Source organism: Eisenibacter elegans DSM 3317 (assembly GCF_000430505.1).
GTDB lineage: Bacteria > Bacteroidota > Bacteroidia > Cytophagales > Microscillaceae > Eisenibacter > Eisenibacter elegans.
In genome coordinates this window covers 100,006-113,049 of the sequence record NZ_KE387153.1, presented here as the reverse complement: position 1 = coordinate 113,049, position 13,044 = coordinate 100,006, and the positions used below count along the sequence as shown (strand labels likewise).

Annotated in this window: 13 protein-coding genes; 11 read left to right on the top strand and 2 right to left on the bottom strand. The window is 48.2% G+C overall.

Features of this window, described 5'->3' with window-relative positions; genetic code table 11:
* The first annotated feature begins 139 nt into the window (after nucleotides 1-139).
* The gene (locus G499_RS0114145; protein WP_027000482.1) at nucleotides 140-1,987 is read left to right on the top strand and encodes an ABC transporter ATP-binding protein; all 1,848 of its coding nucleotides are present in this window, start codon (nucleotides 140-142) and stop codon (nucleotides 1,985-1,987) included.
* Between the two features lie 91 nt (nucleotides 1,988-2,078).
* Here G499_RS0114145 and G499_RS0114140 read toward each other — a convergent pair whose 3' ends face one another.
* Nucleotides 2,079-4,220: a sensor histidine kinase gene (locus G499_RS0114140; protein ID WP_027000481.1), complete on the bottom strand. Its 2,142-nt coding sequence runs from the start codon at nucleotides 4,218-4,220 to the stop codon at nucleotides 2,079-2,081.
* Between the two features lie 238 nt (nucleotides 4,221-4,458).
* Here G499_RS0114140 and G499_RS0114135 point away from each other — a divergent pair, with 238 nt between their 5' ends.
* The 10 genes from G499_RS0114135 (at nucleotide 4,459) to G499_RS21270 (ending at nucleotide 11,653) form a co-directional block, all read left to right on the top strand.
* A complete protein-coding gene (locus tag G499_RS0114135; RefSeq protein WP_027000480.1) occupies nucleotides 4,459-5,157 on the top strand; it encodes a M24 family metallopeptidase in 699 nt (232 codons plus the stop codon).
* 194 nt (nucleotides 5,158-5,351) lie between these two features.
* The gene (locus G499_RS0114130; RefSeq protein ID WP_154658471.1) at nucleotides 5,352-5,522 is read left to right on the top strand and encodes a hypothetical protein; all 171 of its coding nucleotides are present in this window, start codon (nucleotides 5,352-5,354) and stop codon (nucleotides 5,520-5,522) included.
* Nucleotides 5,523-5,632: 110 nt separating this feature from the next.
* Nucleotides 5,633-6,406, top strand: coding sequence for a class I SAM-dependent methyltransferase (locus G499_RS0114125; RefSeq protein ID WP_027000478.1), 774 nt, complete (start codon nucleotides 5,633-5,635; stop codon nucleotides 6,404-6,406).
* A gap of 365 nt (nucleotides 6,407-6,771) precedes the next feature.
* Nucleotides 6,772-7,947, top strand: a complete 1,176-nt coding sequence (gene nusB / locus G499_RS0114120) for a transcription antitermination factor NusB (protein WP_027000477.1) — start codon at nucleotides 6,772-6,774, stop codon at nucleotides 7,945-7,947.
* Nucleotides 7,948-8,018: 71 nt separating this feature from the next.
* Nucleotides 8,019-8,327, top strand: a complete 309-nt coding sequence (locus G499_RS0114115; protein WP_027000476.1) for a YtxH domain-containing protein — start codon at nucleotides 8,019-8,021, stop codon at nucleotides 8,325-8,327.
* Nucleotides 8,328-8,492: 165 nt separating this feature from the next.
* Nucleotides 8,493-8,981: a DUF1573 domain-containing protein gene (locus G499_RS20140; RefSeq protein WP_035727684.1), complete on the top strand. Its 489-nt coding sequence runs from the start codon at nucleotides 8,493-8,495 to the stop codon at nucleotides 8,979-8,981.
* A gap of 103 nt (nucleotides 8,982-9,084) precedes the next feature.
* Complete coding sequence (gene yajC / locus G499_RS0114105; RefSeq protein WP_035727682.1) at nucleotides 9,085-9,411, top strand: preprotein translocase subunit YajC; 327 nt, start codon at nucleotides 9,085-9,087, stop codon at nucleotides 9,409-9,411.
* 151 nt (nucleotides 9,412-9,562) lie between these two features.
* Nucleotides 9,563-10,624, top strand: coding sequence for a YbbR-like domain-containing protein (locus G499_RS0114100; RefSeq protein WP_027000474.1), 1,062 nt, complete (start codon nucleotides 9,563-9,565; stop codon nucleotides 10,622-10,624).
* Nucleotides 10,611-11,210 (top strand): dephospho-CoA kinase, encoded by a 600-nt coding sequence (gene coaE / locus G499_RS0114095; RefSeq protein WP_027000473.1) that lies wholly within the window; start codon nucleotides 10,611-10,613, stop codon nucleotides 11,208-11,210. The genes G499_RS0114100 and coaE overlap by 14 nt, the downstream gene beginning before the upstream one ends.
* Complete coding sequence (locus tag G499_RS21270; RefSeq protein ID WP_154658469.1) at nucleotides 11,207-11,653, top strand: hypothetical protein; 447 nt, start codon at nucleotides 11,207-11,209, stop codon at nucleotides 11,651-11,653. The genes coaE and G499_RS21270 overlap by 4 nt, the downstream gene beginning before the upstream one ends.
* 241 nt (nucleotides 11,654-11,894) lie before the next feature.
* Here the strand turns inward: G499_RS21270 and G499_RS20130 are convergent, their stop codons facing one another.
* The gene (locus G499_RS20130) at nucleotides 11,895-12,986 is read right to left on the bottom strand and encodes a serine hydrolase domain-containing protein (protein WP_051296275.1); all 1,092 of its coding nucleotides are present in this window, start codon (nucleotides 12,984-12,986) and stop codon (nucleotides 11,895-11,897) included.
* Nucleotides 12,987-13,044: the final 58 nt, after the last annotated feature.

The window sequence follows — 13,044 nt, the reverse complement described above, 5'->3', positions numbered from 1 at the left end:
TCGTAAATCTTGATATAAATGTATATCGAGAATCCTGTGCGTCAAAACAAGTACATTAGTGGCAAAAACCAGAAATGCCCCGATGGATGCACCAATTGGCCTCGATTCTTGTTTTGCCTCCACACCTTGAGTTGATTTTATGGCAAAAAGAGAAAAAGTACGTCCTGAGCAGCCCGCTACCGATGCACCCAACTGGCGAGAGAGCCTCGAAGCCTTGCGGCTGATTGTTCCGTTTTTGAAAATGGTATGGCAGGCCTCACCTAGTTTGGCAGGGGCGCATATGTTCCTGCGTTTGTGCAAGTCGGGTTTGCCCTTGGCCATTTTGTGGGTGGGCAAGTTGATTATTGACGAAGTGGTGCGGCTCAGCCCACAAGCCGACTGGACACAAGCCACGGCGCTGTGGCAGTGGGTAATACTGGAAGCCGTATTGGTCGCTTGCTCGGAGTTGCTCAACCGCGCCATTACCCTCACCGATGCCCTGCTGGGCGATTTATTTGCCAATCAAAGTTCAGTACAGCTGATGGAGCACAGCGGCAGGCTAGACTTGGCGCAGCTTGAAGATGCGGTTTTTTATGACAAATTGGAGCGTGCCCGTCGTCAAACTGTTGGGCGGACAGTCTTAATGGGCCAAGTTTTTGGGCAGGTACAGGAGTTGGTTACAGTCGTTTTTCTGTTGGGAGGGCTTTGGGCTTTCAGCCCTTGGTTGGTAGGCCTACTATTACTGGCCGTAATGCCGGCTTTTTGGAACGAAAACTACTTCAACCGTTATGGCTACTCACTGGCCCGCAGCTGGACACCGGAGCGCCGTGAGCTGGACTATCTGCGCTATATCGGTGCAAGCGACGAAACGGCCAAAGAGGTCAAAAACTTCGGCCTATCGGAGTTTATCACGGCGCGTTTCCAGCACCTAGCACATAACTATTACCTCGCCAACCGCGCCCTCGCCATCCGTAGGGCAGCATGGGGGATGCTCTTTAGCTTGCTAACCTTGTTGGCCTACTATGGAGCCTACCTTGTGATTCTGATTGCGGCCTTGGGGGGGAGTATCAGTATCGGCACACTGACTTTTTTGGCGGGGGCTTTCAGCCAAATGCAAACCTTGCTACAGGGTATTTTGAGCCGCTTTTCGGCGATGACCCAAAGCGCTCTATACCTACAAGATTTATTTGATTTTTTGGCCATCGCTCCTACAATGCCTGCTGAAGGAGATTTTTTACCCCTACCACAGCAGATTGACGAAGGGTTTGTGTTCGAAAACGTGGGCTTTTGTTATCCCAACAGTGATATTTGGGCGCTCCGAGGGGTGTCGTTTACACTCAAAGCTGGTGAAAAGCTGGCGTTGGTAGGGGAGAACGGAGCCGGCAAAACAACCCTCATCAAGCTACTCACACGCCTCTATGACCCCAGCGAAGGGCGTATCTTGCTCGATGGGATAGACATACGGCGCTATCAGCCCGATGCATACAGGGCGCTGATAGGGGTTATTTTTCAGGACTTTGTCCGCTTTCAGCTTAACGCTGCCGAAAATATTGCCGTTGGGAAGATTGAGGCGCGTACCGAACAGCCGCGCATCGAAAATGCCGCCCAGCGCAGCCTTGCCGACGAGGTCATCGAGCACTTGCCACAAGGCTATAGCCAGCGGCTGGGCAAACGCTTTGACCAAGGGGTAGATCTCTCAGGGGGGCAGTGGCAAAAGATAGCCCTCGCACGTGCCTATATGCGTGATGCGCCTGTATTGGTGCTCGACGAGCCTACTGCCGCTCTCGATGCTAGAGCTGAGTATGAGGTGTTTGTGAGATTTACTGAGTTAACCAAAGGAAAGACAGCTGTACTGATTTCGCACCGCTTTTCGACGGTTCGGATGGCAGACCGCATTCTTGTTTTGAGAAAGGGAAGTCCGGTAGAACTTGGCTCACACGAAGCCTTGTTGGCACAAAATGGATTATATGCCGAGCTATTTCAGATGCAGGCGCAAGGCTATCAGTAGGGTTCAAGGAGGGCGTAGTGCCTACCATTAGTTGAGAACGCAAAATGGAACAGGCGCTGTGATTTGCCCCCTTCTAAAACAATCAGACTGGCTAGATTCCCCCTGATGCGTGGTTAGGCAAGTAAACACTGACACGTGTACCCTCAAAAAGCTTGCTTTCAATATGAAGCGTGCCGCCTAGCTTTTCGAGTGCCACACCGCTCAGGTAGAGGCCCAGCCCCGCGCCTTTGGAGCGCTCATTGCCCCTATAAAACATATCCGTAACCTTGGGTAGGTGTGCAGGGTCTATTCCCAAGCCGTTGTCTGTGATGGTGATGTGGGCTTGCTCGCTATGCACCCGTAGTTGGATGCGGATATGGCTTTCGTTTTTGTTGAAATCTTGGTATTGGATACTGTTGGCGATAACGCTTCGTAGCGCTATTTCGAGCCGGAAAACATCGCTGTAAAGAGGTAAGGATTGTGGGTCTTCTATCAGCTCTACCCGTATGCGGGTGGCGTAGGGCAGGTATTGCAAGTCATTGACCACACGTTGGACTAGCTCGGCAAAATCAATAGTTTGGTAATGAAGTTTTTTATTCAAGGACTGGGAGTAGGCCAAAATAGTACGGATAAACTTGTCAAGGTTTTGGGCACTCTCCGTGATCATTTTGAGGTATTGGGCGATGCCGGGCTGCTCGTTCTCTTCGCGGGCCAACTCCAGCAGGCCAATGATAGATGCCAGCGGCGCACGCAAGTCGTGGGAGACTTTATATACGAAGTTGTCTAGCTCAAAATTGCGCGATTTAAGCGACTGTAAGGTACGGTTGAGTTTGGCCTCCGACTCGTGTCGTTCGCTTACGTCGCGACTCACCATAATGATGAGGTCTTGGTCATTGAATTTTTCGTGTTTGAGCGATATTTCTGTTGGCAGGCGGCTGTCATCTTTGCGGCGGTGTATGCCATCTACGACCCAGATAAAATTGTTGAGTCTTTTGATATGAGCGACCTCTTGCTGCCATTGTTCGGGGCTTTGGATGGGGTAGGAGACCTCTATTAGGCCGATGGGCTGGTCTAACAGCTCTTCGTGCAAGTAGCCTAAAACTTGGCAGGCGGTTGCGTTGGCATCAAGGATACGGCCAGTTTCTCCATCAATGACCAAAAGCATTTCCCCGATATTGTCCATCACCTTTCGGAAGCGGGAGAGGTTTTGCTCGCTGGCGTGTCTTTGAGAGACATCACGCATAAAAATCAAGGCTTCGCTAAGGTGTTCTTCTTGCATTTCGAGGCAAACCCCACTCAACTCTACATATTTTACATCGCCTTGGGGCAGGCAAAGCCGCGCAAGGTGTACAGGAATTGCTTGACCGGTTTGTTTGATTTCTTGGCAGTGTTGGAGCAGGTTTTGTTGTGATTCGGGGCAGAGCAAATCCAAAAAGAGTTGCCCTGTTCCCGGCAATGGAAATATTAGTTGGTCGAAATAAGGATTACTGCTTTTGATGTAACCTTGGGCTACGTGCAAGATACCGATAGGGGCGTGTTGATGGAGGTAATGCAGAGGCGGCGGGGCTTCCTGAAGTTGTTCGAGCTGCTCCGAGAGGTCTTGGCAAGACACAAACACCCAACGTTGTAGCGGTGTGAGCACACTAGCGGCTTGATACGAGGCGTGTACGAGTACTTGGGTCTTGCCTATCAAGGCGATATGTTGCGGGGTTGTCTCGGCGTTTTCGGGATAGTTTTGTAGGGCTTCGAGGTGGAGCTGTGTCATACTGCGCCCTTGGGGGTGTACAATCTCGCGCCAAGCGCAACCCATTATCTCTAATTCGTGGCTATAACAAAGCAACTTGAGCGCGGCTTCGTTGAGGTATTGAATAACGCCATATCGGATTCCAAAAACAGGGTGTTGCGCAACATCTGCTTTTTGTATTTGTTGCTGAATGGCTGGAGGGATATGGGTCATTGGCTCAAAGCGCAACAACAAAAATCCTTCGGGGGTGGGCTCGCAATGGAAGTATACTTGTAACCAAGCCCCTTGTTTTTGGCGCAGCAAGCCCCGCTTTAGCGCCAATAGAAAGGCTGTGCTTCGTGCTGTGGGCATCCAATAGTGCCAAGCTGTCCCTAGCAGTGCTTCGGCTCCCAGATATGCTTTGGCCAAGGCATTGGCATACACCACCCGGTGCGCTTCTAGCGCTACCACGGCCTCCGTGGCCTGGTCATAATCCGTAAAATAAGGAGGGGTGGGGCTTATCAAGGTCATCGAACACAACGTAAAAAAAGAAAAGCGATAAATCTAGGGGTATGTCTTACCAGCGATGCGGCCAAATTACGCACAAAAAAAGAAATATACTTGCTTGTACTTGCATTTTGTGTGCCGAAAAGTTTCAAATACCTTACTTTTGCAAAGGGATAGACAAAAAATATTTGGACTATACCGACAGCAAGCCTGAGCCCAAAATCAGGGCAAATTCTCATAAAAGACCTTTTTCGTTAGAAAAATGCACAGCAACTCCGCCCTCAAATCACTTGTCGAAGCAGAGCAAAAAGCCGCCCTGCTTTTTACCGAAATCGAAACACGCGGCCTGCTCAGCCCCGGCTTGAGCGAGAAAGAACTCAACACGGCCATCTACTCATTGGCTGATGAGATGTTTGGTATCCAGAAATATTGGCATAAACGCATTGTACGAGCCGGAGTCAATACCCTATGTCCGTACGACGAAAACCCTCCTAATCTTACACTGCAAGATGACGACCTTGTTTTCCTTGATTTTGGCCCTATTTTCGATGAATGGGAGGCCGACTTTGGGCGTACTTATGTATTGGGAGATGACCCTTACAAGTACTGGATTAGCCAAGCGGTGGAGGATATGTGGTATCAACTGCGCGATTTTGTCCATCAACAAGAGCAACTTACCGGCGCGGCCTTGTATGCGCAAGCCCTCACTATGGCCAAAGACTACGGCTTGGAGTTTGGAGGTGAAATAGCCGGACATATCATTGGCCACTTTCCCCACGAGAAACTGCCCCCGGAGCTCAAAAATCATTATATCCATCCCGATAACCACCAAGATATTTTTGAACCCGACAGCAAGGGGCAAACACGCCATTGGATTTTGGAAATTCATTTAGTAGACCGCCAACGACAAATCGGGGGCTTTTTTGAACAGTTGCTGCTCCCACACGGCTTTATGGCCTGAACACAGGCGTAAGGTTGTTGGAAAAGAGCGCCTCCACAAAAGCAAAGCCCTGGCTAGAGGAGAAAATGTTACATCAAAAATAATTTTGTCGTGACCTTTTTGCGTTCTTTGTTGTTTACTTCAAAACTGTAAGGATGTATTCATCCCCAAAAGACACTGTATCAAATTTTATCACACCAAAATTAATGCAACCTATGGCACTGTTTGCGAATATTTTATTTCTCTTTGCGGTTATTATCGGCATTTTGGTGATGCTGCCTACCGTTCCCAAAGCTGTCAAAACTTCTGCCGAAGGTATCAAAGAAGCAGGTGAGAAAATCAAAGAAGTAAAACAACAACTCGACAAAATCAAAATCAAGCGTTAGGCTATCGACTAAAACATCTAACGTTTAGAGGCGTAAACAAGGTTTTGCGTCTCTTTTTTTATGTGCAAAATATACTACCTTTGTCAGCCTAACATTGTCTGAGCGAATTTATGAAACGCATCATTAGCTGGGTCATCCGCTTTATCCCCCGCAAATACCTACAACTCATCAGCCCGCTAGCCTTGCGCATTTTGGGGCTTTTTTATAGAGGCAAAGGCGTACAATGCCCTGTATGTGAGACAGAGTTCCGCAAATTTTTACCCTACGGGCGTGGCAAGGCTGCCCGCGAGCAAGCGCTATGCCCCAGTTGCCAAGCGCTAGAGCGCCATCGGCTGATGTGGCTTTTTTTGAAACAAGAGACCCCATTTTTTGAAAAACCACTGCGTGTACTACATATCGCGCCAGAAGTCTGCTTTATTCACCGATTTGAGCGAATGAAAAACTTAGACTACATCACCGCTGATTTGGAGTCGCCGCTGGCGCAAATCCATATGGATATTCATCAGATGCCTTTTGAAGCAGGGGCTTTTGATGTCGTATTTTGCAATCACGTTATGGAGCACGTAACCGACGACCTACAGGCTATGGGTGAAATTTTGCGTGTGTTGCGTCCACAAGGCTGGGCAATCATCCAATCGCCTATGGACTATAGTCTTGTTACTACTTTCGAAGACCCTGCTATCCAGAGTGCCCAAGCGCGTTTTGAGGCTTATGGCCAAGAAGACCACGTCCGGCTTTATGGGCTAGACTACCCCGAGCGCCTCCGAAAGGCTGGCTTTGAGGTTACCGAAAGGCAATATGCCCAAGAGCTACCCCCCGACCAAGTACAGCAGTATGCCTTGCCTAAGGATGAAATCCTGTATTTTTGTCGCAAACCGGCGTAATGCAGCGCTCACATTCCACTGAGCATTTTCTAACTCGGCTGGCACTTTATCAATAATAAGGAAGGGTATATGACTTTAGCGACAAAATCGCGAAAGCGTCAAAAGGTATACCAAGACTCACAAGATTTGAGATTGACAGGATTTGATTTTCAGTGGATATATTCCCCAAACCAATTTTGTTTGGGTATAATAATTTGATAATCAGGTAGTTAATCAAAATTTATTTTTACTACAAAAACCCTATTGTGGGCGTATCAAGGCCGAGAGCGAAAAAATGCCTACCTTTGTAGGCTTATTGCTGCCCGACCAACCCCCAAGGTCAAGCGCCCGCGTGTATATTCTTGATATTCCCACCCTTATAGTCGATGTTAAACAGAAGATATTTGCGCATCAAAGTGATGCAAGCCTTGTATGCCCTCGCCCAAGCCCGTAAAGCCGATTATCAGATGGCTGCCGATTTGATTGCCCAAAACCTTACTCCTGATTGGGACGAAGATCGCAAGGATGCCGAACAGCTCAAGGCCGAGATAGCAGCGGCTACAACACTTTTTGCCGAAAATTTTGAAAAATCGCAACTCCAACTTGCCCCAGATACCCCACCGGCCATACGCGCCGCAGCTATCGAGGCAATGCAGTTTTATAAGGCTGAACACCGTCAAGGCATCAGCCATTTTGAAAAGCATCTCTCCCGACAAATAGAGCAAATCTACGATATCTACTTGCTTTTATTGCAGCTACCTTTGGAAATTGCCAACTTGGTAAGCGCAGAGGGCGAACGCAATCAAAACAATACGCTGCTCTATACCTACAATCCCAGCGATTTTAAGTTCCAACACAACCCGGTGGTGGCAGCCTTGGCCAAACACAAGCTCCTCAAAACAGAAATCGAACGCCGCCAAGTTACTTGGAAAGCTCAGATGGAGTTTGTCAAGGATTTTTACCGTGTGGCCTTCAAAACCGACGAAGAATACAAAAAATACCAAGCTCTGATACAACCCAGCTTTGAAGAAGAGCTCAATATTGTGTTACACCTGCTGCGCAAGATTGCCTTCAAAAGCGATATAGCGGCCAAGTTTTTCGAGGAAAAAGACCTCTACTGGAGCGAAAACGAAAAAGTGATTCAGAGTATGGTCATCAAGACGCTCAAAACACTTACTCCCGAAGATTTAGAAGATTTCGCCCTGCAACCCTTATCCAAAAACTGGGACGAAGACCAGTTTTTTTATCAAGACCTCTACCGACAGTGCATTAGCCTAGAGAAAGAAATAGACCAGAGTATCAGTGCCCACGCTGCCAACTGGGATTTGGATCGCTTAGCGATGATAGACCGGATTATTGTGCAAATGGCTGTGTGTGAGATGATTCAATTTCAGAGTGTACCCATTAAGGTCAGCATTAACGAGTATATCGAGCTCTCCAAAATGTATAGTACGCCCAAAAGCAAGCAGTTTGTCAATGGACTTTTAGATGCCATCGCCCAAACCTTACAACAGGAGGGGAGAATCAAAAAAAGCGGTCGAGGCTTGATTGACAACAAATAAATCGTTATCTATCTGCTGCAAAAGCAACAAAACCTATACCTCATACCCATCAGTACTTTTCTCTTACAGATATGAAAAAAGCAACTGCTATCATTACCGCATTTCTGGCCGGTACGGCTACCGGAGCTGTGCTCGGTATTTTATATGCTCCTGACAAGGGTCGACAAACCCGCGACAAGCTGAGCTTTCAGCTCTCTAAATCACGGGATAAATTGGCCGACTTTATCGAAGACCTACTCCGCGACAAGGAGGAGGTTATGAACGAAGCCAAGACCGAAGGGCAGAAAATCATTGACGAAACCCGAGAGCAGGCCGAACGCCTGATAGAGGATATCGACGTGTTTATGGATAAAATCAAACAAGGGAAACCCCAAGTCTAGAATCCTTGACAAGAGCCGCCTCTCATACAGGCGGCCTAACTTATCAAAGGCTTGCAAAAGACGGTTGTAACAGCTAAATTTGTCTGTCATCAATAAGTACTTGACAGCACTCTTTGTGGCAACCCAATGTCCAGACCTTATCGTTTATCGTTATTAGATCCTCTTATGAAGAAGTCCTTTGTATATGCCTTGGCCTTGGCCGCCCTGTCCTTTACTTGGCAAGCTTGCGGCAGCGAAGCCCAAAGTGGCGATAACACCCAAGCAGTTGCTAACTCAGAAGCAGCTGATACACAGTCGCCTGCCAACGGAGTAGCAGCTATCAGCTTTGCCGAAAGCAGCCACGACTTTGGCATGATTGGTGCTCAAGACGTAGTCAAACATGTTTTTGTGTTTACTAACAGCGGTGATGCTCCCTTGATTATCAACAATGCGCAAGCCGACTGTGGCTGTACCGTGCCCAAGTGGCCACGTGAGCCAATTGCACCCGGTGCTAGCGGAGAAATAGAGGTAGAGTTTAGCGCCGTAGGCAAGAGTGGCAATCAGATGAAGCGTATCACACTCTATGCCAACACAGACCCTGCCACTACCCAACTGACCATCAAGGCCAACATCAACACTACTGCCGATATGAAAGGCCCTATCAAGGTGGAGTAGTATCTTGTGTAGACCAATTTGATACCCCAAGACCTAAAACCCTGCCCCATATAGCGGCAGGGCTGGTCGTTTGTTCATACTTCATCATTCACTCTTAAAAAATATGACCCTTACTTCTTTACTACTTCAGGCGGCTCCCAATGCCACTCAAAGCCTCATTACCAATTTCGTTTTTATTGGTGGCATCATCTTGGTGTTTTACTTCTTTATGATTCGCCCGCAATCTCAAAAACAAAAAGCACAACAAAAATTCTTGAGTGAATTGACCAAGGGCACTATGGTGATTACCATTGGGGGGGTTCATGGCAAGATTGTAGAGTTGGCAGAAAACACCCTCACCCTAGAAGTAGACAAGGGTACGCGACTGACTATCGAGCGCTCGGCTGTGTCGATGGAAGCCACCCAAAAACTCAATACAGAGAAAAAATAACGTTGCCTATGCGCCAAGTGCTTGTCTTTCATATTACAGATAGGCAAGCACCAGCCTTTTGGAAGGCAGCAAGGCATTTTGGCTGCGTGCCACATCGAGGAGCTTTATGGATAGCGGCGGTTAGTTTATAGCCCATCAGACTTGATTTCGTATGAAGCAATTTTTCAAAAATACCGGCCAACTGCTGGCCTTGTTGCTTCCACTCAAAAACGTGGATTACAGGGCCTTGAGCATCTCCATCTTGGTGGCGGCAGCTCTTTGGATGCTCAATGAGTTGAACAAAAAGCGCGACCTGACCATCCGGTTCCCGATAGAAATCAGCTTCAACAACAATAAGTTTGTGCCTCTACAGGACCTCCCCACCAACTTCGAGGTGCGGGTACAGAGTAGCGGCTGGGCTTTTTTGCGCTATCAAGCAGGGTTATACCTCAACCAAGCAGCCTTGGAAGCTACCATAGACTTAGAAAACTATGGCAAAAAACCTAACAATCACCAACACTACCACCTTTCGCGCAACCCCAAAACAGGGCACTACTTGGTCAAGTTAGACAAGGCAGAGCTCAATGCTGCAATGCTTGGGGGAATGCCCAAGGATATGGTTGTGCAGGATATTCTGAATTTTTCAAGCGTAGAACTACTGACCTTTGACCGGAAAGCACGCAAGTCCCTAGAAATCAAGCTAAACCCCGCTTCTTTACGCCTGTCTTCTAACTATGACATCACCTCCAGTATCCAGATAGACCCCAAGGAAATCACGCTGAGCGGCCCGGCTTCGCTGGTGGGGCAGTATCCCGATGAGCTGTATGTCAACCTGCCCAAACGCAAGATTGACTCTGTCTTTAATGAAGAAGTACCGCTGGAGATATTGTTTGATAACGACAAGAAAAGTTTGCTCCAACTAGAGCAGCAAAGTGTCAAAATCTACTTTGAAGTCGACGAGTTTATTGTAGGGCAGTATACCGTGCCGGTAGTCAAAAATGCCGTCCCTCCCAATGCTACCTTCGAGCTTGAGCGCAACGAACTGCCTGTGATATTTGAATACCGCAAAAAGAATAAAGATAAGATAGATTATGCGGCCTTCAGAGCTGTAGCAGACTTTGAGCGCTACGACCCTGAAAACAAGCAAGTCGAGATCAAACTTCAAGTGCCCTATGGTGTGCGCAACCCGCGCAGCGCTACCTTTATCAAAGTAACAGCTTATGACAAGCGTTAAGAAAATAGGCATCACCGGCGGTATAGGTGCCGGCAAGAGTATCGTTTGTAAGGTATTTGCCGCTCTAGGTATCCCTATCTATAGCGCCGATGAGCGTGCCAAATGGTTGATGAGCCACGACGCAACCTTAGTAGAAGGGGTCAAAGCAGCCTTTGGCACAGAGAGTTACTTCCCTGATGGCACGCTCAACCGTGCATATCTGGCCAAAACGGTTTTTGTAGACACCCAGCACATTGCCACACTCAATGCGCTTGTACACCCAAGGGTAGGGGAAGATTATCGGGCTTGGGTGCAAACCCAAAACAAGGCTCCATATACCCTCAACGAAGCTGCTTTGATGTTTGAGTCGGGGCGCTATCAAGACCTCGACAAGGTCATTACGGTATTTGCTCCCGAAGCGTTACGGATTCGCCGTATTCGCCACCGAGACCCACAGCGCAGCGAAGCCGAAATAGCAGGAATCATTGCCAAGCAGATGAACGAAGCCGATAAGTGTGCGCGTGCGGATTGGATCATCCACAATGACGACCAGCAACTGGTCATTCCTCAGGTACTGGCTATACATCAAGCAATCCTTGCCCTATGATGACGGAACTGCAAGTGCTCTTTGCCAATCACTTGATGGCCACCTTGTTCACGGGGTTTATCTGGTATATCCAAGTAGTACATTATCCTATTTTCCTCAAAATCAGTCCCAAAGATTTCCCCAATTTCCACGCCTTTCATACCCAAGGCACGGGCTATGTCGTAGCCGTTCCGATGGTGATAGAGCTAGGGCTTTCGTTGTTGTTGGTATGGCTGGCAGGCGCTCAGGTGTCTTTAGTTGCGGCACTAGCCTTGTTGGCGCTTACTCTGTTTATTTGGGGTGTTACTTTTTTCTGGGCTATTCCAATACACAACCTACTGGAGACTGAAGGCTTTCACGAAGGGCGCATTCGGGAGTTGATTCGCGCAAATGCTTACCGGACAGCTGCTTGGACTATACGATTTCTGATGCTAAGTGTATTGTTGTACCATTGTCTGCGCTGACCTAAGAGCTTGTCTAAACTTTCAGCGCGGCACTCTCAAAACAGCTGGTTTTTGCGCTGATACTAGGGCAAAAAGCGCAGGCGCGTTATATATAGCCCACGATTTTAATCGTGGGATGGCTACGACGAGTATTTTTAACGAAGTAGCAGCCAAAAAGCGGCGTTTTGGTGTCGATGAAGAGAATTTTAGACAAGCTCTAAAGGCGTACTCAAAAAAGGCTGTATCCCAAGGAAAATACCTTTTATCGGTACAGTGCGTGGATAAGGGCTTCCCGAAAGTTTTCTAAAGCCTGAATTTGTTGGGAAGCGGCTTCATTAAACATAATAATTATTCCAAAGCCCTCATCGGGATACAAATAGGTTTGGCAGAAAAAAGTACCGGCACTACCATTATGAAAACTTACACGGCTGTCGTGTTCGAGCAAAAAGTTGGCCCATCCGAGGCTGTAGGGGCTTAGGCCATAATGTTGATAGGTATAATGTGCTCTGCTGAGGTAGTCATCTTTGTCGTCAAGGCCTAACAGGTTTTGCTGTATAAATCGGGCATAATCGGCGAGGGGCATTGCCAAGTCTCCAGCAGGAGCTACTACCGGAAGTAGGGCATAAAGATGGTCGGGGGCGGTAGGGTTGCCATCGGCAGGCCAATGCCCCCAAGGGTGTACTTGCGAATCGAGCTTGTTGGGAAACCCCCACGTATACCGCCAATTCAGGGTGTTGAATGTGTGCGCTAGCAGTGCTTCATAGTTCATTCCGGAGGCTTTTTCGAGCATCAAAGCCGCCAAAGCGTAGCCTGCGTTGGAGTAAGTATCGGGAGCAGCAGGAGGCTCTTGTAGTACGAAAGCTGCAAAAGCTTGGCGCGTTTGTCGAGCCTCCTCGGGGAGTTTCAAAAACGCCAACCCAGCGGTGTAGGGTTGTATGCGGGCCTTGTGTGCAAGCAAATCCTGTAGGCTGATGTGATGGTAGGCCGTATCGGCGGTGGACATCATTTCGGGGAAAAGCGACAAAAAGCGTGTGTCGAGGTTTATCTTTTGTGTTTCTACTAGTTTGAGTGCCAGCCAAGCCGTGATGGCCTTGGTATTAGAGCCTAAGTGAAACATAGAGGCATCGGTGAGCGGCTGCACGCTTCCTTTGTACAATACGCCGCTTTGGTGCAGTACCAAGTTATTCTCCGTAACCCAAGCGACGGCTAGAGCCGGAATCTGATGCGCTTGGCGAAATTGCTCGCAGAGGCTGTCAAGACTGGCCTTGGGTGTTTGGGCAAAGAGGCCATTCCCCAAAAGCAGCACAACAGCCAGACAGAAGGGAGTAAAATGAAACGGGTAGGCAGTTTTCATAAGCAATGAACACAGATTTGTTGTGAGAGACATATGATGAGAGGTTCTAGAGTGGTGT